The following is a 22435-nucleotide window of genomic DNA, read 5'->3' on the forward strand; positions in this document are numbered from 1 at the left end:
GCCAAACTCCTTACAGACGCGCTTCAATCATGGCTTCAAGTTTGCCCTGATCGACTGCAAAATTACGGATACCTTCAGACAGCTTTTCAGTCGCCATTGGGTCTTGGTTCATTTCCCAGCGGAACTCGGCTTCTGTCATCGCTTGAGGTGCCGCTTTCACTTCATCACGCTCAGCAAACAGTGTTGGCTCAACTTCGCCTTGCTGAGTTGCAAGCTCATCAAGAATCGCAGGACCAATGGTTAAACGGTCACAGCCCGCCAATGCAAGCACTTCATCTGCATTACGGAAACTCGCGCCCATTACCACAGTGTTGTAGCCATGATCTTTGTAGTAGTTGTAGATGTTTGAAACCGAGACCACACCTGGGTCTTCGAACGGTAAGTACTCTTTCTTATCGGTATTGGTTTTGTACCAATCAAGGATACGACCAACGAAAGGTGAAATAAGGTAAGCACCCGCTTCTGCACATGCTTTTGCCTGCGCAAAGTTAAACAGTAGAGTCAGGTTACAGTTGATGCCTTCTTGCTCTAACACTTCCGCCGCGCGGATGCCTTCCCATGTCGATGCCAGTTTGATCAAGATGCGCTCTTTCTCAATCCCTGCTTCTTGGTACATAGCAATCAGCTTGCGCGCTTTCACTAGGCTAGCTTCTTTGTCGAAAGATAAACGCGCGTCTACCTCTGTTGAAATACGGCCCGGAACGGTTTTCAAAATCTCTACACCAATGTTGACGGCAAGCTTGTCGCTGGCATCAACTAACTGCTGCGCCTTGTCATCACTTTGCTGTTTTGCCCATGCGATAGCATCGACAATTAGGTGGTCATACTGTGGCATTTCTGCCGCTTTGAGTACCAAAGAAGGGTTTGTGGTTGCATCTTGAGGTTGGAAAGCAGCAATAGCATCAATGTCACCGGTATCGGCGACAACTGTGGTGTACTTTTTCAATTGTTCTAATTTGTTCATGGTTTCATCTCGATAAACGTTCAATTAAATTTGCTAGCGATAACTGGCTCATAGACGACAACACCACATTGGCGTGAGACACATCCAGATGCCGGGTTAATAGGTTGGTTACCGCAACCGTAGAAATATCTGCCGATCGAGCCGCTGTGATTCCAGGTGGGGAATCTTCAAAGGCAATGGCTTGATGGGCAGAAACTCCCAGTTTTTCGAGGCTGGCTAGGTAGACATCAGGGCAAGGTTTACGGCGTATTTCTTCAATCTCTTCCGCCCCGGTAAAACAGTCAAAGTAATGGTCTAGATTCAAACGTTGTAAGATTGGTAAGTAATGCTCACGCTCCGAACTTGTTGCCAACGCAAGCTTAAGCCGCTTTTGTTTAGCAAAATTAAGATAGTCTCGAACACCTGCTCGCTCAGATAAGGTTTCGATCATTTGATAGGCTAACTCCAACACTCGGTCACGGATTTGAGTGTCGCTATGGTTTAAGCCTGAATGGTGACGATAGAGGTAGTAAAGGGCGGTTGCTGGCGCTGAGCTCCCAACTAGTCCAGCAACCTGGAGAGGCGAAACATCTACACCGTATGGCTTCATCAAAGCTTCCCAGGCTCTGAACATACAGCTTTCCGTATCGACTAAAAGACCATCGAAGTCAAATATCAGCGCTTTAAAGCGACCACAATCAATGTCCTCTCTTTCCACATTGGTTAGGTTTGGCTTTGTTACTCTGATCTTGCCTTCCATGTTCTAAACTCCTGTTTTCTTTACACTAAACTTGCATGAAGAATTGACTTCATCTCTTCGCCTGAGGTCAGTGGTAGGTCGAAGCAAAATGCGGGCTCTAGCGCTTCAACATCTTGCTTGCTGACGCCAACCTGAGTGAGGTTTGACTCCAAGCCAATCTCTTTTAGGAAAGTGACTAAGTGCCCTGCTAAAGATTGCGCTTTCTCTTCGGTGCTTCCCACGGCACCAAACAGTTCGGCAACTTGAGCATAACGCTGCGGCTGTTTGCGCCACTGAAGCTGAACATACGCTGGGTACACCACCGCAAGTGTTAAGCCGTGTGGCAAATTAGTTTTCTGACTACCCAATATTTCACCCAGAGGATGAGGCGCACCTGCACCACCGTTCGCCAGTGAAATACCGCCTAATGTGTCTGCAGTCGCAAGGTCGCAACGGCCTTGGATATCCGAGCCATCTGCAACGACTTTTGGCAAGTTATCCACCACCAGCTTCATCGCTTGCAGCGCAAGTTGGTCGACAAATGGTGATGGACGAGTACCAGTAAATGATTCAAACGCGTGTGAAAAAGCGTCAAAACCTGTCATTGCCGTCATTCTTGGTGGTAGTGTCAGCATCAACTCAGGATCGATCACTGCTTCTACTGGAAAAAACTCTGGATGGAATAACGTCAGCTTGGCGTGCTGTTCAACGTGAGTAATAACCGCAGCTTGCGTGACTTGAGAACCCGTACCAGACGTCGTCGGTACCGCAATCAAAGGCACAACAGGTGCTGGTAGGTTGGCAATATCACCAAACGGCGAATCATAAGTTGCAAACCAGTGCGCCCAGTTAAGCTCTTCTGCATTAATCGTTGCAGCAATGATCTTAGCGGTATCAATGGATGAACCACCGCCGACGGCTAACACCACATCACACTCTGCCGCTTGTGCGACTTGTCGACCTAGTTCAACCACTGTTGTTGGTGGGTTAGGTACGACACCATCAAAGTGAGTAACCGTAATACCTTCGTTTGCCAGCAAAGAAAAGATGCGGTCATAGGCAGGTTTCACTGCGTCAAAAATCGGTTCTGAAACCACCAAGCAACGCTTGCCATATTGCGCGACCAATTGACCAATTTTTTGAATTTCACCCGGGCCGAATGTCAGCTTAGTCGGTTGATAATGTTGAAATTGTGTCATGATAAAATCCTTGGTTATGGTGCCAGACCGGAGCACATAGGGGGTTGTCAGCCCAGCACCAAATTCATTTAACGCTTAATTAAGCCGGTTCTACTACTGCTTCAGCAGCTACATTTTTCTCAGCTTGGTCTAGCGCAGCGCGGAAGTCGTGCACACCCGCTGTGATGCCTTTTTCGTGACCGAAGATGTTAGTAGACGCAACCATCACATCGATATCTTCTTTCAGTAGTGCTTCTAGGTTGTGGTTACGGATACCGCCATCAACACATAGCTCACAGTTAGGGTTACGCTCATTGATAAGCTGACGAGCTTCGCGAATCATTTCGATTGCAGACTCACGCCATAGCCACTCATCGTTGTTTACGCCGTGGATAACAATGTGCAGACGGTCAAGGTAGTAAATCGCTTCTTTAACGAAAGAAACTGGTGTGAAACAGCCAACCGTTAGACCAAACTTCATGTTGTAGTCGCGGCAGTACTTCATCATGTACGCCAGTGGTGCGCCTAAGAAGTTTTCTGCAGGAAGAATCAGCATATCTGCGCCTGCCGCTGCGATTTTTTCTACAAACAAGCGGTCACAATCTTTGAAGTAAGCGTGCACTTCGATTGGCTTATCTGTGTATTGACGAATACCTTCAACGATTTGGTGGCCACCCATTAGCTGCATGTTTTTTAGGTCATGCATATCTGCTGCATCACAGTGAATGTAGTCTGCGCCTGCATCTGAAACTTCTTTTACGATGTCAGCCATGTGACCGTAATCAACGTGCGCTAAACCTGCAGCAATTTTTACTTTTTTCATGAGATTTCCTTAGTAGCTAAATGAGTGTTGGCATGTGTGCTGACCTTCACGAACGATGAGTCGTAAATATTGGCCAATGCCGCAACCGTTGTTATCTGTGATAATGAGATTGGCTAGTCCGCGAAGTGCTGGGCTAGCGTTTGCCATCGCGACTGGTTCACCAACGGCTTTAAACAATGAGATGTCGTTGTCGCCGTCACCAAACGCGATGGTAAGATTTGGGTTGAGGTTATGCTGAGCTAACCAAGTTGCAGCGGATTGACCTTTATTCACACCAAGGCAAGTAATATCGAGCTTATTTGGCGCAGAGAGATCCGCTTGCAGAATATTGGTTAATGAGTCACGAAGCTGGCACAGCGCCTGTTTGTCACTACTCGATACCAACACCTTATATACGTCTCCGCATACTTGTTGCAGCTCAGCCAGCGATGGCATGATTTCCATATGGGCATCAATACCCAATTGACTCATCTGACGCTCAAGTCCTTGAAAATGGCTTGAAGCCTGTGGCGCGTAAATGCCGTTTTGAGCATAAAGAGTAAAATCAAACTGACCTAAGCTGAGTGTGTCTAATAACTGTTTCAGTTGGTGAGCATTAAAGGCTTGAGCATTGCGGTAATCGTTACTCGCTGCATCGTATTGGTAAGCGCCATTGCAGCAAATCAATGGAGCAGTAATACCGAGTTGATTGGCAAAAGGCAGCATCAATTGATGAGGTCGCCCACTTGCCAACGTCACTTGATAACCTTCATTTAGCGCTTGTTGAATAGCTTCAACATTGTTCACGCTAATCTGGTTGTGATCGTTTAGTAAGGTTCCATCTAAATCGATAATGATTGCTTGATACTTCACCTTGGCCTCCTTTGACTCTTCGTGACGCAAAATGACTATAAACCGTCAAAATCGGTCACGCAAAGTCAAATTTGACTTTTTATGGCGTTTTTATTGGTAAGGATCACAAAATAACGTCAAAATAAGTTCACAAAACGTCATTTGTAAATTTAAATTGCTCAAAACGTCAAATTCGGTCAAAATAAACCAAAAAATAAATTCAGGATGCAGTACAAGATGAATGAAGCTCAACGTCACCGACGCTTACTCGACTATTTAGATAGTCATACCTTTATTACCACTAACGACTATGTGTCGATGTTAGATATCTCTTTATCGACCGCTCGTCGAGATATCACCAAGCTTGCTGAAGATGGCAAATTAAAGAAGATTAGAAATGGTGCTGAAGCATTAAGTAGTGAAAGCAGCCAGCATCATCATACGCCATCAAGCTTTATTCCAAGTGAATATGATATTGAAAACCTTGATGCCAAGAAGCGTATTGCCAAAGCAGCGGTTGACCTGTGCGATGAACATGACAGCGTGATCGTCAGCGGCAGTAATACCACTTTCTTGATGGGGCAATACTTGGCAGGCCGAGATGTTCAGGTTGTGACTAACTTCATGCCGCTCGCGCACAGCTTGATCACTCAAGATCATCAAAGCATCATCATATTGGGTGGACAGTACTTACCTGAGCGTCAGATCACCATCTCTCCTGATGAAGAAGCAGCCGACGATCATAAAAGCCGTTTTGTGTTCTTTACCGGTACAGGCGTCACGCCAGCAGGTATCCATACCTCTGATCTACTGGTCTACATGGCCGAGAAAAAGCTACTCGAATATGGCGCAAAGCTTATTGCGTTAGTTGATAGCAGCAAGATAGGTAAGCATGGCGGTAAATTATTGGCGACAGCAACTCAGCTAGACACCTTAATTACCGACGCAGATGCAGATCCTGAGGTGCTTGAGACGCTGAAAGCGTCTGGCGTCAATGTTGTCGTCGTCTAACCGGCCAATTTGACTCAGGTTCCAATTAGCTAGGTAGAACACCCTGCCTAGCTATTCATTATTAGAACCATATGAACCTTCTTACTTAACCACTCTTGCACTCTCGTTTTCTGATGCCACAATGTAAGTCAGATAAAGGAATGAATGAGAATAATATCAATGAGTTGGTTTAAAGCTTCCACCCTATCGGTTGCGTTAACAAGCGCAATATCTCCCTCAATTTACGCTGATATTGGCAATACTCCCGTTGTTGGTGGACTGTTTAATTCCAGTGAAGTTCTGAAGAATCAGATCGTCTCATCACTGACCTATTCGACGACTTTCGCTCGCGACGTGACCTTGTTCACCATAGGCGGTATGACTCTTGAGACCTACTTATTGACGCTACCGCTCGACAGTAGCACTAAAGCTCGTGTAATGGGCCAATTGGCAGATCCGAGTTATTCCATCCCTCTCGGCTATTTTCTCTATCAGTTTTACGATCGCTATACTGGCATTGAAAGCGGCGATAAATTTAAAGCTTACTTACAAACTGTCTATGATGATCAAGCACTTAAAGGCTTCGAGCATTCCCTATTCCAACTCAATGAAAACCACCAGCCAGAAGAAAAGCAACACGCCAAAGATCAAGCCCATCAAGAAGGTTTGAAGATCGACAATGAGTTTATGGCGGCCATGGTGACCGTTTATGACGCTTTGGTTCAGATTGGTGAGTGGCAAGATATGGAGCGCCTTCCTGAGCAATACACTTACCTTACTTCTTCTGAGCAAGACATTGCGTTAGTGGCAAAGATCCAACCGATTGTCGTCAATATTCTCAACCAAACGGCTTCAGGAATGGAAGAGGGAGAGATGAAACATGCCCTTCTTACCATCGTCACAGATGGCGCGCCTGAACTAGCCTCCAAGCCAAACAATAAAGCACAAGCACTGACCATTACGCTGATCGACTTTATTCGCTTGAACGTGCTTAAAGCATACCGTCAGTTCGTTTATCAAGATGAAAGGCAGCAGCGATTCAATGATTGGCTACAAACCGCTTTTGATAATCAGCCATCGCAAGCCATTGAATTCCTTCAGTCACAACAAGAGCGACGCTTTGCGGTTCAAATTACCGTCGATGGTTTGCAGCAAGGTTTAATTGAAGGCTTGGTTGATCCAAACAAACCCTTTATCTCCCACGCATATCAACGTCACCAATCTCAGGCAGAGCTTAACTCTCCACTGGCACAATCTAGCCCAGAGCATCAACAGGATGTCCGCTTTATGCAGATCCTATCTGAGCAGCCGTACAAAGACCCTCACTACCTGCCGTTTTTTAAACGCTTATACGCCGAGCATAAAGACTCGATTGCACGGACTGGTATCTCATCAACACCAACTATCAGTGTGCGAAACCTACCGATTATCAAGACAGGGGCTAAAGTCGCCGGAGAAAAAGGCACAGGTATTCCTAACTTCCACTTTGTCGACCGTCATGAGGATAGAGCCTATTATTTCTTCGGCAACGATGCCTTACAGCTCGATCGTTTGATGCAAAAGAATCAAGTTCAAACCATGTTCGATCGCTTAGTGCACCTAAAAACACTTAACTGCAACGCTCAATATGACTGGAATGCTCACACCAGCTATGACAGTTTGGTCAATTTGGGCGCTGGCGAAACACTGCGAGATTTTGGTGAGAAGCGTTGTTTGAAAGAATTGGATGAGCGAGCCAAAGTGGAAGTCATGTTAACCAAACAGCGTCAATCCCTTATCGACAACATCCAAGCTTACCAAACCATCCCCGCATGGGATTTTTATACCAAGCTGACACGTAAATGGAAGATCGAACAAGACCTAGAGAACTATAGTGAGCTTGATGGTCAAGGGATGCCAGATTACACCTTGGTTTATAACCCTTGGCCTGATCACTTTGCCCATTTTGTCGGTCCATTTAGTGATGAGCTCATCATGCCGACAGGCGAACTTAACCGACTTGATTACTGGATCACCCGCATTGAACAAAGCTATAAAGATGCAGGTATTTACGCTCAAACCTTATGGGGTATGGCTGGTGACCACGGTTTAGCACCAGTCTATTACACATTAAACCCTGAAAAAGCCATTTTTGAACCACTAGCAGAGAAGTTAGGTTATCCATTAGTGATCAAGAAAATCTCCTCGGATGAAGGGGAAGGACCGAAGATCACCAACGCGCTCAACTACCCAAGTAACCAAGGCACCGATGTCGTTGTCGCCTCCACTGCGGGCGGTAACTTTATGCTCGACTTCTTCAACTCTAAATCAGGTTGGAAGACGCAACCCATCTATAGCGAGCTAGTGAAGTGGCAACCCGTCAACGCCTCAGATAAAGAGAGTGTCGATGTGATCTCGGAATCTCTCAACTACTTAGGGGATAGCTTAGATTACATGGTGGTGCGCAACGATGCATGCGATGACAATCATTGCCAGACTCGTATCATCGCTAACCGCGAGAACATCAGACACGATGAACTCATCATCAGACACGACGATCGCTACTACTATGGCAATATAGGCAAGGACACCTCCAAGGTAACATTGCTAGAGGCCAAATCTCTCAATCCGTATCTGCCTAAACCCAATCAGCAACAACTGGATAGCTTTGCTCACTTGGTTGAAAAATGCATTAACAGAGCAGTAATCGACAACCCTAACACATGGTGTGACGCCCAAGAGTGGCGCGACCTAACCCGCTTTACGCCACGACCTGATTCCGTGGTTCAACTGGCACAGCTCTATGCTGAGGAAAGAGCTGGAACAATAAACCTATTCCCACGAGAAGGCATCGGATACAACACTAAAGTTCCAGGCCGCCATGCAGGTGAAAGCTATTTAGAAAAAGATGCCTTTATCGGTTTCTGGGGAACACCAATCGGAAACAAACCAACCCCACTCACCTCAGAAGCCAATGGTTCACTCGCACCAACCTTGTATGAGTATCTAACTGGTGACCAGGTTACCGCAGGTGAAAACGGCTGGGGCTATCCATCTTTACTCGAAAAGCTTGATATTCGAGCTAAGTAGACCGATACAAAAAAAGCGCCATCGAGGCGCTTTTTTTGTGTCAATATTGTGTTAGTCCATTTATAAAAGCAATTCTATAAGGTAAATCTATGTCTCTTCGCTTACTGCTTGGCTCCTTACTGCTTGCCCCTAGCTTGGTATTTGCTTCAGACAATATTCAAATACGTTACCTCGAACCGAGCGATAAAGTCGAAACCCAAGCCCAACAAGCCATCAAGCAAAGTGGCGTCAATGAAACTGTGGTGGATTTGTCCGACAGCTTATTTCCATTCGAGAAAACACTGACCATTGAATATGGCAGTGAAGATGGCCCACTTTACGATCCTGAGAAACATGTCGTTCAAATGCCTTACTCATTCTATGACGAAGCACTTACCTACTTCACAAAAAACAAGTACCAAGAAAAGTATGGCAAGCCAGCTCAGTCAGGGGCCATTGATACTGTCCTGCACACGCTATTGCATGAAGCGGGGCATGCCTTTATTGCCGACCAAAACATACCGATATTAGGCAAAGAAGAAGATGCGGTTGATAACTTCGCAGCAGTATTAATGATTGAGTACATAGAAAACGGTGACGATGCAGCGGTCAGTGCTGCTGATATGTTTGCTTTTGAGTCCGAAGATAGACCTGATTACTATGATTTTGGTGAGTACATTGATGAACACAGCTTTGACTTACAACGATACTTCTCCACTCTTTGTTTAGTCTACGGCAGTAACCCAGAGCAACATGCCAACTTACTTGATGAGGTGGAAAACGATTATCTTTCTGAGCGCAAAGATTTTTGTATTTTTCAATATCAAGCAATTTCACAAAACTGGCATAGCTACTTATCTAAACCCGAAGTTGATCAGTAAGTTACCTTTCTTCGTAACTATAGGGGAGAGGTAACTATGACGAAACTCACTATTTTCTATGATGGCTTCTGTCCGCTTTGCGTTAAAGAGATGGAGAAGCTTAAACAGTTCGACCAAAACGCTGATATTCAGATTGTCGATATTCACACATCCGCTTTCGAGCCCTACACCAATATCGACGCTGATGAAGCATCGACAATTTTGCATGCCATCGACGAGAAAAATAAGCTGTTGTTAGGGCTAGATGTCACTTACCAAGCTTGGTCTCTGGTAGGTAAAGGTTGGCTTTATGCGCCACTAAGATGGTCACTCATCAAGCCGATTGCCGATCGAGCCTATCTGCACTTTGCGAGAAATCGTTATCGCTGGTCCAAAATACTCACAGGAAAAAGTCGTTGTGACAGCAATTCTTGCCGCTAAGTTATTGTACTAATGTCTAATAATTAAGATTTATAAATCTATCAAGATTCACAGCCCTATCTTAATAAATTGACTAAAATTATAAAGTAAACTTTGGAACTATAAAAATCATAATCCGATAACTAGACTCAGCCCTCTAGCCAGATTTACTGTTCTCGCTCTAGGCACTGAAGTCTCAATTACAAAGACAGGATGTTTGTATGAGTCTTACTATTCGCAGTCGCCTTTATATTTTGGCACTAGTACCGCTGCTGGTCATTGCTCTGGGTATGCTTAGCGTTACCTACATGAAAACGATTGAGCTGAACGAACAGCAAATTAAAGTCACCCGTACCAATATGATGAACATGAAGAAGGCAGAGTTAACAAACTACCTTCAATTGGCTAAGTCGGCAATCAAGCCATTTCTCGACCGTGGAGCAACCCTTGAGGAAGCTTACCCTACATTAATGTCGTTAGAATATGGTGAAAGTGGCTATGTCTTTGGTTATGACTCTAAAGGTATCCGTAGAGTACAAGGCCAAAGCGAGAAAGGGATTGGAGATAACTATTGGAATCTGCAAGACAAACAAGGTAACTACCTTATCCAAGACCTGATCCGCAATGCTAAAACAGGTGAGTTTACCACTTACTACTTCCCGAAACCGGGAGGAAGCGTCGCCCTACCTAAACTCAGCTACTCTATATTTATCCCTGAATGGGATCTGATCCTAGGTACCGGCTTCTACACTGATGATATCGATGCCATTGTCACTGAGATGGAAGACGCGACCACCAGCGCGTTGCAAACCACGCTCTCAGCAATCATCATTTTCGGTTTGATCACCGCCGCCATAGTGGCAGTGTTTGCTGTTGCAGTAAACCGCACCATTATGAAGCCGCTTGAGCTGTTCGATGAATCTATCAGTTCATTTGCCAGTGGTGATGCCGATTTGACTGCGAGAATGGAAGACTTTAAAGCGCCAGAATTCTCACGATTAAGCAAAAACTTCAACGCCTTTGTTGCCAGCTTACAAGGCATCATCCGCAATGTGACTGATGTCGGCCAACAGGTCGTGGATGAAACTAATAACATGTCATCACGTGCCACTAAGGTTGATGAGCTTGCGTCGGGCCAACGTGAAGAAACCGAGCAAGTCGCGACAGCAATGACTGAGATGACCACCACGGCTAGTGAAATCTCAAATAACGCTAGCCAAGCGGCCAGCTCAGCGAAGGAAGCAGACGACAACGCGAAAGAAGCCCAAGATATTGTCAATTCTTCGGTTCAGTCAGTGGAAGCGTTGGCGGAAGAGGTTTCGAAAGCGAATGGCGTGATTTCTCGCCTTGAAGGTGACGTGCAAAATATCTCCTCTTCACTAGCAGTGATACAAGACATCGCTGAGCAAACCAACCTACTGGCACTCAATGCAGCAATTGAGGCAGCCCGTGCGGGTGAACAAGGTCGAGGCTTTGCGGTAGTTGCTGATGAAGTCCGTAAACTTGCTAGTCGTACCCAAGACAGTACGGGTGAAATTCACCAGATGATCGAACAGCTCAAGGCGGCGTCGGATGATGCAGTAAAAGCGATGGAATCGAGTCAAAAACGTGGTGCAAGCACCGTTGAAGAAGCGAAAGCCGCCGCGCAAGCACTGGTTCAGATCCAAGAATCTATCGGTACCATTATGGATATGAACTCTCTGATCGCGACCGCAACCGAAGAACAAAGCCAAGTCGGACAGGAGATCTCGCAACGCATTGTGGTGATTTCCGACCAAAGCTATCAGTCCGCAGAGCTTGCTAATGAAAACCGTACTGGTAGCCAAGCCCTCAACGGGCGCGCTAATGAGTTGTACGAACTGGTTGATCGCTTCACGGTATAACCTTTCACCCATTACTAAGCCGCCAACCACTGGCGGTTTTTTTTGTTTCGAGAACCTAAAATGTTATCGGTTTGTTTCATCTAACTTCCCATGGGGTGTGCGTACAAAGTCGCAAAAGGCGCTCGATGCTAGCCACATGTATACAAAGTGAAGTATGATTGTTTTATTAGGGAAATAAATGGTTTGAGAGTGAGCGCCGCCTATGGCAAATCTAAAAAATTCTGTGGCTAAAAACGTAAAGACTAAAGTCGCCGGTCAAACACAAGATGACGTTGTCTACTGCCACATCTTCGATGCAATTCTTGAACAACGTCTACCACCAGCAACAAAGCTCAATGAAGAAGCCCTAGCTGAAATATTTAACGTCAGCCGCACCATTATTCGACGTGCGCTACTGCGCCTTTCGATGGAGCAGGTCGTGAGTATTCGCCCTAATCGAGGCGCAATGGTCGCAGCCCCTACCAAAGAAGAAGCCAAGCAAATAATCAAGGCACGCGAAGTGATGGAATTAGCAATCACTGAGCTTGCTGTTGAGCATGCAACGCCCGCCAAGATTGAAGAGTGCCGCCGCTTAGTCGAGAAAGAAAACCAAGCATTCGACAATGACGATTATGGTAAAGGACTGCGACTGTCCGGAGAGTTCCACATTAAACTCGCCGAGATGGCCAACAATGCTCCTTTGCTTGCATTCCAGCGTAGCTTGGTATCTCAAACCTCACTTTTGATTGCCCAGTACGAAACTGGAAATCACGCCAACTGTTCTCTTGATGAACACTCCAACCTACTTGATGCGATTGAGTCAGGAGAGACGACACGCGCGGTCGATATGATGCAAGAACACCTCGACCATATTCGCTCTAAGCTAAATCTAGACAGTAATGCCGCATCTAACGACCTCCATGTTGTCTTTTCAGATGTTCTTAATAACCGATAGCTTTTAACCATTCGCAAAATTCCAAGCCCAGCACTCTGCTGGGCTTTTTTCTGTCCCCCACATGAATTGTACACAAAATAAAATACAATATTAAAAATCTTTATGTAGAGATTTTTAACTCAAAGATTACATTAAGTTCAATAAATACAATAATTTATAAATATAACCTAGCGATTACCTTGCCTGAACCGCCCGTTTTGATGTTGCATTTTTGTGAAAATAAAGTTGACCTTAAGGTCAAGTTAGCCAATTATTGACCTAAAGGTCAGAAAAATTAAATCGGAACAATAGTGTCAATGCACAAGGAGGTCTCTTGATTACTTTCCTACTCAATCAAGAACTCAGACAAGAGAGTGAACTGTCGCCAAATATGACAGTACTTCAATACCTGAGAACACAAGTACAAAAAACAGGAACAAAAGAAGGCTGCGGCTCAGGTGACTGTGGTGCCTGTACCGTGGTACTTGGTGAGGTGAGCGACGGAAAGCTTCAATACCGCTCCGTAAACTCTTGTTTGACGTTCGTCTCTAGCCTTCACGGCAAGCAACTTATTACTGTTGAAGATCTACAAAATAAAGACAAGCTGCACCCTACCCAGCAAGCAATGGTCGATTTCCACGGTTCACAATGTGGTTACTGTACCCCTGGCTTTATTATGTCGATGTTCGCACTTAGCAAAAATAAACCAGCAGCTAACAAAGAAGACGTAATGGAATCCCTTGCGGGCAACTTATGTCGCTGTACGGGTTACCGCCCGATTGTTGATGCTGCGTTATCTTTGGTATCGAATGAGCCATTGATGGATCAATTCGTTGAGCTTGAAAAGACCACCATCGCAAGGCTACAAACCCTACAAGAACAGCCAGCAAGCCTGAGCCATGGCAACTTAACCGCGTACCTTCCTCGTAGCGTTAACGAGCTGGCTGATCTTTACTCTTCACACCCTAACGCCAAATTAGTGGCTGGCGGTACGGATTTAGCCCTTGAGGTGACTCAGTTCCACCGTGAAATCGAAACACTAATCAACGTCACTCAAGTTGAAGACATGAAAGTGTGTGAAGAGAGCGAAGATGCACTCCACATTGGTGCCAACGTTGCCATCAGTGACGCATACAAGTTACTAACGAATCACTACGCTGATTTTGGTGAATTACTGCATCGCTTTGCCTCATTACAAGTACGTAACCAAGGTACGCTAGGCGGCAACATTGGTAACGCCTCGCCAATCGGTGATGCACCCCCACTTCTGATTGCGCTCAACGCTCAAGTGAAACTGCGTCGTGGCAAGCAATCGCGTGTAATGCCCATCGAAGATTACTTCATTAGCTACAAAGTCACTGCTCAGCAAGAGAGCGAATTTATCGAGCAAGTAATCATTCCAAAGCCGAAAGCTAATGAGGCGTTCCGCGCTTACAAACTATCTAAACGCCTGGATGATGATATCTCAGCAGTTTGTGGCGCATTCAACATCCAGATCGAAGACAACAAAGTGGTAAATGCGCGCATTGCCTTCGGTGGCATGGCCGCAACACCAAAACGCGCGACACGCTGTGAGAATGCATTGCTAGGCAAAGAGTGGAATCAAGCCAATATCGATGACGCGATGAAAGAGATCCACAATGACTTTGAGCCTCTGTCCGATTTCCGTGCCAGCAAAGAGTACCGTTCAATGACGGCAGCCAACATGCTGCGCCGCTTCTACATCGAACAGAATCATCAGAATAACCAGATTGAAACAAGGGTAACGTCTTATGTCTAACGCACACCATCAGACCCTATCTCATGATGAGATGGTCGCCATCGTAAAGCAGGATCTTAAAACTGGCGTTGGTAAAAGCGTAAAACACGACAGCGCCCCAAAACAGGTTACCGGTGAAGCGGTCTACATTGATGACCGCCTTGAGTTCCCAAATCAGCTCCATGTCTATGCGCGCACTAGTACTCATGCCCATGCGAAAATCACCAAGCTTGATGTATCGCCGTGTTATGAATTCGAAGGTGTAGAGATTGCGATCACCCACGAAGACATCCCAGGTCAACTGGATATCGGTGCGGTTTTCCCTGGTGACCCGCTACTGGCTGATGGTCTCGTTCAATACTACGGCCAGCCAATCATTGCCGTTGCTGCTAACGATATGGAAACGGCACGTAAAGCGGCGCAAGCGGCCATCGTAGAGTACGAAGCACTACCACCAGTATTGGATGTCAAAGAAGCATTGGAAAAAGAGCTGTTCGTAACAGAAAGCCACCAGCAAAAACGTGGTGACTCAGCAACAGCGATTGCCAACGCAAAACACGTGATTGAGGGCGATATCGATATCGGTGGCCAAGAGCACTTCTACCTTGAAACCCAAGTGAGCAGCGTGATGCCAACCGAAGATGGCGGCATGATCGTTTACACCTCGACTCAGAACCCGACTGAAGTGCAAAAACTGGTTGCCGAAGTGCTTGGTGTTCCAATGCACAAAGTGGTGATTGATATGCGCCGCATGGGTGGTGGTTTTGGTGGTAAAGAGACCCAAGCCGCAGCACCTGCGTGTATGGCAGCTGTGATTGCTCACCTAACTAAGCGCCCGACTAAGATGCGCCTACCGCGCGCAGAAGACATGACCATGACGGGTAAACGCCACCCATTCTACAACCAATACAGAATTGGTTTTAATGATGATGGTGTGATTCAAGGCTCTGAGATCATTGTTGCAGGTAACTGTGGTTACTCGCCAGATTTATCAAGCTCGATTGTTGACCGTGCGATGTTCCACTCCGACAACGCCTACTACCTAGGTGATGCGACTGTTACGGGGCACCGCTGCAAGACTAACACGGCATCGAATACCGCTTACCGTGGTTTTGGTGGCCCACAAGGCATGATGACGATTGAGCACATCATGGACGAGATCGCGCTCTATCTGGGCAAAGATCCTCTCGAAGTACGTAAAGCGAATTACTACGGTGGTGAAGGACGTAATGTCACTCACTACTACCAAACGGTTGAAGATAACTTCTTACCAGAGATCACCGAACAACTTGAGCAAAGCAGTGACTACCACGCACGTCGTAAAGCCATTGCAGAGTTCAACAAGCAAAGCCCTATATTGAAAAAAGGTTTGGCGATTACTCCGGTGAAATTTGGTATTTCATTCACGGCGACTTTCCTAAACCAAGCAGGTGCTCTAGTACACATCTACACCGATGGCAGTATTCATTTGAATCACGGTGGTACTGAAATGGGACAAGGCTTGAATATCAAAGTGGCACAAATCGTTGCACAGGAGTTCCAAGTTGATGTTGAACGTATCCAAATCACCGCTACCAATACCGACAAAGTACCGAACACATCGCCAACCGCGGCCTCATCGGGCGCCGACCTCAATGGTAAAGCAGCCCAAAATGCCGCTCTGACGATCAAACAACGTCTGATTGACTTTGCTTCAAGCCACTTCAAAGTCTCGCCAGAGGAAGTGATATTTAAAAACGGCATGATTGTCATCCGTGATGAGATCATGACCTTTGAGTCCTTTGTTCAACTTGCGTACTTCAACCAAGTATCGCTATCAAGCACAGGCTTCTACCGTACACCGAAGATCTACTACGATCATGAGAAAGCACGTGGCCGTCCGTTTTACTACTACGCTTACGGCGCCTCTTGCTCAGAAGTTATCGTTGATACGCTCACTGGTGAGTACAAAATCCTTCGTGCAGATATCCTTCACGATGTCGGCGCTTCGCTGAACCCTGCTATCGATATTGGTCAGGTTGAAGGCGGCTTCTTACAAGGTGTCGGATGGCTAACCACTGAAGAGCTAGTGTGGAACGAACAAGGCCGCTTGATGACCAACGGCCCTGCAAGTTACAAGATCCCAGCGATTGCGGATATGCCGATTGAGTTCCATACCCACCTTCTGGAAAACCGAGCCAACCCAGAAGATACGGTATTCAACTCGAAAGCTGTGGGTGAACCGCCGTTCATGCTCGGAATGTCAGTGTGGAGCGCTCTAAGAGATGCGATTGCCTCTGTTGCCGTAGATGGTGCCATTCCAAAACTGGATACCCCTGCGACACCAGAGCGCGTTCTGATGGCGATAGCTAAAGTGAGCCAGCCTCAGACAGCGCCAGAAAAAGCGGAAAAAGCCTAGTAGGCGTCATTCCATAGACTGACGAAGGAAGGAGTAGGGAATCTCTGAACACAGTCGTAATGGTAAAGAGATCCCCAACTCGCTCGTCCCTCGCTCTTGAGGATGACAATAAATAAAGTCCTCAGTCTTGAGGATAGCCGTGGATAACAAGTCCTCGTTGTCGAGGATGACGACAGGATAAATAGTTCAAGGAGAGACATATGTTTAAGGACAATTGGATTCATGAACTGGCACAACTAGAAAAAAACAGCGAACCGTGTGTGATGGTGACGGTATTGGAAGACCGTGGCTCTGTGCCAAGGGATGCCGGAACCAAAATGCTCGTGACCCGTGACCGTCTGATTGCCACCATTGGTGGTGGTCATCTAGAGCACGTAGCGACCAAAATGGCGCGTGAAATGCTTATCGCGGGTGAACGCTCACTCAAAGTAGAACGCTTTAATCTTGGTGCTCGTTTAGGGCAGTGTTGCGGCGGAATGGCAACACTCAGCTTTGAACCGATTGGCACCGCGCAAAAGCATCTAGTTGTGTTCGGTGCTGGTCATGTTGCCAAAGCCCTTTTACATATCGTCTCCACCCTTCCTTTCCGAGTCACTTGGATTGATGAACGCGATGACGTTTTCCCTGAAGATCTGCCACGTAATGTCACCAAGGTCGTCACCGATGATCCAGTGGGTGACGTTCGTGACTTGCCACCAAATAGCTACTACTTGGTGATGACGCACAACCACCAGCTCGACTTTGACCTCGCTAGAGCCATTATTGACCGTGATGACAGCGTCTATTTCGGCATGATTGGTTCGCTAACCAAACGTAAGAAGTTCGATATGCGTTTAGCGCAGCGTGGTTACACCGATGCACAAATCGACACTATGATTTGCCCGATTGGTGTCAGCATGGTGAATGGAAAACACCCAGCAGAGATCGCTGTCTCGGTTGCAGGTGAACTGATCGCACACTATCAGGGTATTCCCCTTGAACAAAAACGCCCTACGGCACACAGTAAAAGTAATCAACAGAGCGATTCCGAATTGGAAGAGAAAATCGCCTAACTCGATTGCACAGCAATGGAGTTTTAAAAGGAAGTAACAATGACAACGCAACGCAACGCTTATCGTGCAGCCATTTTGCACAGCATCGCTGACCCGAAAGATGTCGGACTGGATAACTCTTACCAATTCTTCGATGACGGTATCATCGTGGTTGAAGATGGTCATATTGTCGATATCGGTGAAACGGAAGAAGTTCTTGCTCGCCAACCGAAAGACATCAGCATTACCGAATACGAAGATAAGCTAATCACATCAGGCTTTATCGATACCCATATTCACTACCCTCAAACCGGCATGATCGCCTCTTACGGTGAGCAGCTGCTTGATTGGCTAGAGAACTATACCTTCCCTGAAGAACGTCGCTTTAAGAACCCAGTCTACGCCCATAAAGTGGCAAAGCTGTTCTTTGACGAGCTAGCCAGCAACGGCACCACAACGGCATTGGTGTTCGGTACCGTACACAAAGAATCGGTCGATGTGTTCTTCGAAGAGGCGCAAAAACGTAAACTGCGCATGATTGCGGGTAAGGTATTAATGGATCGCAATGCGCCAGACTACCTCACCGATACGCCAGAGTCAGGCTACGAAGCATCAAAAGAGCTGATCGAGAAATGGCACAACAGAGATCGACTATTGTACGCCGTAACACCGCGCTTCGCGCCAACCAGTACCCCTGAGCAGCTCGCTACTGTGGGTAAGCTGCTTGAAGAATACCCTGATGTTTACATGCACACTCACCTTTCTGAAAACAAGAAAGAGATAGAGTGGGTATTGGATTTGTTCCCTGAACGTGATTCGTATCTTGATGTGTATGACCACTACGGTCTACTGCATAAGCGTTCTGTCTTTGCACATGGTATTCACTTGTCAGATTGTGAGTGTAAGCGCTTGGCCGATACCGAATCAGCTATCGCTTTCTGTCCAACCTCTAACCTGTTCTTAGGCTCTGGTCTGTTTAAGCTGCCTAAGCTTGAAGAACACGGCGTCAGAGTCGGCATGGGTACCGATGTGGGTGCAGGTACCAGCTTCTCGATTCTGCAAACCATGAGTGAAGCGTACAAAATTATGCAGCTGCAACAAGAGAAACTTCACCCGCTAAAATCTCTGTTCTTAGCAACCTTAGGGGGCGCACGTTCGCTTCACCTAGAGGATAAGATTGGTAACTTGGAAGTGGGTAAAGAAGCTGACTTTGTTGTACTCGATTTACACGCAACTCAGTTGATGCGCTTTAGAATGCACCAAGCCACTACGCTTGAAGAAAAGCTGTTTGTATTAATGAGCTTAGGCGATGACCGCACAGTGTGTGAGACCTTCATTTATGGTGAGAAAGCCTACGACTCAAGAGGGCAAATAGACGAAAAAAAGTTCGCTAGTTAAACCAATACAATAGGGTCTGTTAACCCAACGGTCTCCATTTAATCAAAGCGCTTTTCTATACTGGAAAGCGCTTTGTTCTTTCTAGTCACTGTGAACAACCAATCTCTAAGACACTCTTTGCCTCACTCAAATGGGTTAATACTGCATATAAATTATAAATTAATAATTTTAAGTCATTCGACAAAGACTCTAGGTTGAACCCTCTTTAAACAGGCAGCTAAATCAATGGACAAGAACAAAGGATTGACTAGAGAGCAAATTGAGTGTTTTCACCGAGATGGCTATTTGGGGCCTTTACCGAGGTTCGCAAATATTGAATTAATTCAAGATGTTTTAACGCAAGTCAGGGGGATAGCTCAAAGCCCTGAGCCTCATCCCTTGTATGGTCGGTATTCTTTCCGGGATTGGCATTTAGTATCGACGGAAATTAAAGAGTTGATTACGGATCCAACTTTGATTTCATCACTACAGTCTCTAATTGGACTCGATTTAGCTCTTTGGCGTTCAAAATTTTTTCACAAGAAATCTGGGGAGAACGGAACAGGGTGGCACCAAGAGTGGGGGGATTTCGATGGTGAAGAGATTGGTAATCACAAGCCTAGTTTAAAGCCAAAACAAGAAAGACGAGATGGTTGGTGGAATCTAACTGTTTGGGTCGCTCTTACTGATGTTGAACTTGATTGCGCGCCATTGCGCTTCATTCGTGGTTCACATAAAAAACAATATCCTAAAACCATGGTTCCGATGACTAAATCCGAGTTTTGGCATGACCCATTTATTGACTGTAAAACAATCGAAGACCTTGTCGAACGGGCGAATAATTACACGCTAGTATTGGACGTTGATACCAGTGGGCTTTTTGAAAATTATCAAATTAGTGGGAAATCATTCGAGGATGTTAAAGCCTATGTTCGAGCTAAACTCGAAAAACTACCTGCAAAAAAAACATTGGGTGTAGATGAAAGCCAAGAAGATATAGTGACGATCCCCATGAAAAAGGGAGAATTTGTTATTTTCACAGAAAGAACTATGCATGGATCCCTTCCCAATACATCTACTAATGATCGATTTGCTATTAATTTTAGAGTTACGACAACGGATACGGAAATTTATCCTTTTCGACATGACGGTGACTTTATTGATGGTTCAAACCTAGATATCACAAAGCATTCGAGTTTACTGCTTTCAGGTAAAGACCTGTCTAAGACACGTAACAGTTATACGTAAGAAGGGAGGCTAGAAAGTGATTATTAACCAACAAATGCATGACATGAATATTCTGAATGACGCCTCTGCCTTACTTGGACGTTCAACTTCTAAAGAGCTCTATCAAAAATTACGAGCTCTAATAGAACGGCACGACACTGTAAGAGTGAAGACAGGGATAAACCTTGTGGCTGCAGAAGGCCCTATGAGTTTACAAGCTCGGAGACTACTAAGTTGTGACTTGGGGTCTAGAGCCTCAGGCGGTTCTATTGGACGAAATAACCGTTTTTTTACCGGGCTTGATCAAGCTGACGAAATAGAAGCACTTTGCATTGTATTACTTAAAGAGTTATTTGAATGTAATCATGCAGACCCTAGGCTTCTAGGAGGGCTTCATGCTAATACGGTTGTCTACGCAGCTCTCAAAAACCATTTCAACGTATCAGATATGTCTACCCTCAATACATTTTATGGGGGTAACTCTAGCAACCATAGTTTAGGTCCCCCAGGGATCTTGAACTACTCAATTTCAGATCTTCCCGTTGACCCGAATACCCTCGAAATTGACTTAAACGCTTTTGAGCACATGGCGAAGTTTAGACAACCGAAAGTAGTTAGTTTAGGTGCAGGTCTTAACCTTTTTCCTTTCCCTGTAAAAGAGATAAAAGACATTATTTCTCGCTGGGGAGGGATATTACTTTTTGATGGCTCACATCAAGCAGGGTTGATTGCTGGTGGAGTGTATCCAAACCCCTTATCTTTTGGAGCTGATATTTATACTGCATCGACAGGAAAAACATTCAGTGGCCCTCAGGGAGGAGTAATTTGTTGGAATTCGGAAAAGTTCTCTTCTCCGGTTAGTACGACTATATTCCCAAAGCTAACTGGTTCACATCAACTTAATCGAATTGCTGCTCTTACTGTCTCATGCTTAGAATTAAAGGAGTATGGCCTTGAATATATGGCGCAGGGAATACTTAATGCTAGGCAACTTGCTCGTAATTTACAGGCGTATGGACTAGATATTCTCTGTTCTGATAAGGGATTTACTGAAACTCATCAAGTCGTTGTGAAATGGACTCAAGAAGAAGGCGCGCGTTCAGCCTGCTATCGTTTAGCTGATGTTGGGATTTTTGCCAATGCAGTCCCACTCCCTGAGGATAAAGGGTTGTTATCGGGGATACGATTTGGTGCAACAGAAATTACTCGATTAGGGATCACACAAAGTCAAATTGTTGTTTTAGCTGAGGTAATCGCAGGCGTTCTACAAGGTAATTATAATTTAAAGGAAGCGAGTAATATAGTAAGTGAGTTAGCTTCAACATTTTCTGGCTTTAAATATAGCTTGGAGAGTGGACATTGATTTCAAATACAGAATTGTTTACCTACTTGGTTGTTACCTTGTTATATGCTTTTATGCCCGGCCCTGCAATGCTTTATAGTATTGCTCAAACTGTGTCAGGAGGGAGGAAAGTAGGAATTATGGCCGCTTTCGGTCTTCACATAGGAGGGTATTTTCATGTGCTTTTAGCTGTATTAGGTTTGTCTTCGGTACTCTTAGCTAATCCTTCTCTCTATTCCGCTATTCAAAAGTTAGGAGCTCTTTACCTTGTTTGGCTGGGCTTCCAGCGTATCTATCTAACTAAAAAGTTACGGATTACTTCTTCTGACAACAATATTACGTCTCCTAAAAGAACTTTCATTGAGAGTGTCATTGTAGATGTTCTGAATCCAAAAGCCGCAATTTTTTATCTTGCTTTTCTTCCACAGTTTGTGAATGAAGTAGGAGATATCGCTGTTTGGCTTCAATTACTCATTTTGGGGGTCTTTACGAATTTAATGTTTAGCAGTGCGGATCTGTTAAGTGTTTTGATGGCTAGTCATCTACACAATAGATTTAACGCAAGAAGCCGCTGGGTTGACCTTCTCTCAAGGTGGTCTGGAAGTATTTTTATACTGCTAGGTGTTATGACTTTAGTAAACTATTCTTAAAGTCAGGTAGAGGGATACAGCTC

At 45.5% G+C, this 22435-nt stretch carries 18 protein-coding genes; 13 read left to right on the forward strand and 5 right to left on the reverse strand.

Annotated features, from left to right (window positions below):
* Positions 1–10: 10 nt before the first annotated feature.
* The 5 genes from tal to ELS82_RS10765 form a co-directional block, all read right to left on the reverse strand.
* On the reverse strand, positions 11–964 hold the full coding sequence (gene tal / locus ELS82_RS10745) for a transaldolase (RefSeq protein WP_134835481.1): 954 nt from the start codon (positions 962–964) through the stop codon (positions 11–13).
* Positions 965–968: 4 nt separating this feature from the next.
* Positions 969–1703 (reverse strand): HAD family hydrolase, encoded by a 735-nt coding sequence (locus ELS82_RS10750; protein WP_134835482.1) that lies wholly within the window; start codon positions 1701–1703, stop codon positions 969–971.
* 20 nt (positions 1704–1723) lie between these two features.
* Positions 1724–2881 (reverse strand): iron-containing alcohol dehydrogenase, encoded by a 1158-nt coding sequence (locus tag ELS82_RS10755; RefSeq protein WP_134835483.1) that lies wholly within the window; start codon positions 2879–2881, stop codon positions 1724–1726.
* A 79-nt stretch (positions 2882–2960) separates the two neighbouring features.
* The gene (locus ELS82_RS10760) at positions 2961–3683 is read right to left on the reverse strand and encodes a ribulose-phosphate 3-epimerase (RefSeq protein WP_134835484.1); all 723 of its coding nucleotides are present in this window, start codon (positions 3681–3683) and stop codon (positions 2961–2963) included.
* 9 nt (positions 3684–3692) lie between these two features.
* On the reverse strand, positions 3693–4535 hold the full coding sequence (locus ELS82_RS10765) for an HAD family hydrolase (RefSeq protein ID WP_134835485.1): 843 nt from the start codon (positions 4533–4535) through the stop codon (positions 3693–3695).
* A 216-nt stretch (positions 4536–4751) separates the two neighbouring features.
* Here ELS82_RS10765 and ulaR point away from each other — a divergent pair, with 216 nt between their 5' ends.
* From ulaR to ELS82_RS10830, 13 genes are all read left to right on the forward strand, one after another.
* A complete protein-coding gene (gene ulaR / locus ELS82_RS10770) occupies positions 4752–5525 on the forward strand; it encodes an HTH-type transcriptional regulator UlaR (RefSeq protein ID WP_134835486.1) in 774 nt (257 codons plus the stop codon).
* A 159-nt stretch (positions 5526–5684) separates the two neighbouring features.
* Complete coding sequence (locus ELS82_RS10775; protein ID WP_134835487.1) at positions 5685–8573, forward strand: alkaline phosphatase family protein; 2889 nt, start codon at positions 5685–5687, stop codon at positions 8571–8573.
* Between the two features lie 89 nt (positions 8574–8662).
* On the forward strand, positions 8663–9433 hold the full coding sequence (locus ELS82_RS10780; protein WP_134835488.1) for a DUF4344 domain-containing metallopeptidase: 771 nt from the start codon (positions 8663–8665) through the stop codon (positions 9431–9433).
* A 36-nt stretch (positions 9434–9469) separates the two neighbouring features.
* A complete protein-coding gene (locus ELS82_RS10785; RefSeq protein WP_134835489.1) occupies positions 9470–9853 on the forward strand; it encodes a thiol-disulfide oxidoreductase DCC family protein in 384 nt (127 codons plus the stop codon).
* A 200-nt stretch (positions 9854–10053) separates the two neighbouring features.
* On the forward strand, positions 10054–11715 hold the full coding sequence (locus ELS82_RS10790; RefSeq protein WP_134835490.1) for a methyl-accepting chemotaxis protein: 1662 nt from the start codon (positions 10054–10056) through the stop codon (positions 11713–11715).
* Between the two features lie 202 nt (positions 11716–11917).
* Entirely contained in the window at positions 11918–12649 is a 732-nt protein-coding gene (locus ELS82_RS10795; RefSeq protein ID WP_134835491.1) for a GntR family transcriptional regulator, read from the forward strand.
* 313 nt (positions 12650–12962) lie between these two features.
* The gene (gene xdhA, locus ELS82_RS10800; RefSeq protein WP_134835492.1) at positions 12963–14408 is read left to right on the forward strand and encodes a xanthine dehydrogenase small subunit; all 1446 of its coding nucleotides are present in this window, start codon (positions 12963–12965) and stop codon (positions 14406–14408) included.
* Positions 14401–16785 (forward strand): xanthine dehydrogenase molybdopterin binding subunit, encoded by a 2385-nt coding sequence (gene xdhB / locus ELS82_RS10805; RefSeq protein ID WP_134835493.1) that lies wholly within the window; start codon positions 14401–14403, stop codon positions 16783–16785. The genes xdhA and xdhB overlap by 8 nt, the downstream gene beginning before the upstream one ends.
* Before the next feature lie 200 nt (positions 16786–16985).
* The gene (gene xdhC, locus ELS82_RS10810; RefSeq protein ID WP_126572498.1) at positions 16986–17837 is read left to right on the forward strand and encodes a xanthine dehydrogenase accessory protein XdhC; all 852 of its coding nucleotides are present in this window, start codon (positions 16986–16988) and stop codon (positions 17835–17837) included.
* Between the two features lie 39 nt (positions 17838–17876).
* Positions 17877–19214, forward strand: coding sequence for a guanine deaminase (guaD, locus tag ELS82_RS10815; RefSeq protein ID WP_134835494.1), 1338 nt, complete (start codon positions 17877–17879; stop codon positions 19212–19214).
* Positions 19215–19439: 225 nt separating this feature from the next.
* Positions 19440–20441, forward strand: coding sequence for a phytanoyl-CoA dioxygenase family protein (locus ELS82_RS10820; RefSeq protein ID WP_208733157.1), 1002 nt, complete (start codon positions 19440–19442; stop codon positions 20439–20441).
* Between the two features lie 16 nt (positions 20442–20457).
* A complete protein-coding gene (locus tag ELS82_RS10825; RefSeq protein ID WP_134835495.1) occupies positions 20458–21783 on the forward strand; it encodes a serine hydroxymethyltransferase in 1326 nt (441 codons plus the stop codon).
* Positions 21780–22412: a LysE family translocator gene (locus tag ELS82_RS10830; RefSeq protein WP_134835496.1), complete on the forward strand. Its 633-nt coding sequence runs from the start codon at positions 21780–21782 to the stop codon at positions 22410–22412. The genes ELS82_RS10825 and ELS82_RS10830 overlap by 4 nt, the downstream gene beginning before the upstream one ends.
* Positions 22413–22435: the final 23 nt, after the last annotated feature.

It is taken from the genome of Vibrio ouci (assembly GCF_004551525.1).
Taxonomy (GTDB): Bacteria; Pseudomonadota; Gammaproteobacteria; order Enterobacterales; family Vibrionaceae; genus Vibrio; species Vibrio ouci.

Coding starts and splice junctions, on each gene's coding strand:
- ELS82_RS10755 (WP_134835483.1), bottom strand. CDS start 2,881: ATGACACAATTTCAACATTATCAACCGACTAAGCTGACATTCGGCCCG.
- ELS82_RS10795 (WP_134835491.1), top strand. CDS start 11,918: ATGGCAAATCTAAAAAATTCTGTGGCTAAAAACGTAAAGACTAAAGTC.
- ulaR (WP_134835486.1), top strand. CDS start 4,752: ATGAATGAAGCTCAACGTCACCGACGCTTACTCGACTATTTAGATAGT.
- xdhB (WP_134835493.1), top strand. CDS start 14,401: ATGTCTAACGCACACCATCAGACCCTATCTCATGATGAGATGGTCGCC.
- ELS82_RS10780 (WP_134835488.1), top strand. CDS start 8,663: ATGTCTCTTCGCTTACTGCTTGGCTCCTTACTGCTTGCCCCTAGCTTG.
- guaD (WP_134835494.1), top strand. CDS start 17,877: ATGACAACGCAACGCAACGCTTATCGTGCAGCCATTTTGCACAGCATC.
- ELS82_RS10760 (WP_134835484.1), bottom strand. CDS start 3,683: ATGAAAAAAGTAAAAATTGCTGCAGGTTTAGCGCACGTTGATTACGGT.
- ELS82_RS10790 (WP_134835490.1), top strand. CDS start 10,054: ATGAGTCTTACTATTCGCAGTCGCCTTTATATTTTGGCACTAGTACCG.
- ELS82_RS10820 (WP_208733157.1), top strand. CDS start 19,440: ATGGACAAGAACAAAGGATTGACTAGAGAGCAAATTGAGTGTTTTCAC.
- xdhC (WP_126572498.1), top strand. CDS start 16,986: ATGTTTAAGGACAATTGGATTCATGAACTGGCACAACTAGAAAAAAAC.
- ELS82_RS10785 (WP_134835489.1), top strand. CDS start 9,470: ATGACGAAACTCACTATTTTCTATGATGGCTTCTGTCCGCTTTGCGTT.
- tal (WP_134835481.1), bottom strand. CDS start 964: ATGAACAAATTAGAACAATTGAAAAAGTACACCACAGTTGTCGCCGAT.
- ELS82_RS10750 (WP_134835482.1), bottom strand. CDS start 1,703: ATGGAAGGCAAGATCAGAGTAACAAAGCCAAACCTAACCAATGTGGAA.
- ELS82_RS10775 (WP_134835487.1), top strand. CDS start 5,685: ATGAGTTGGTTTAAAGCTTCCACCCTATCGGTTGCGTTAACAAGCGCA.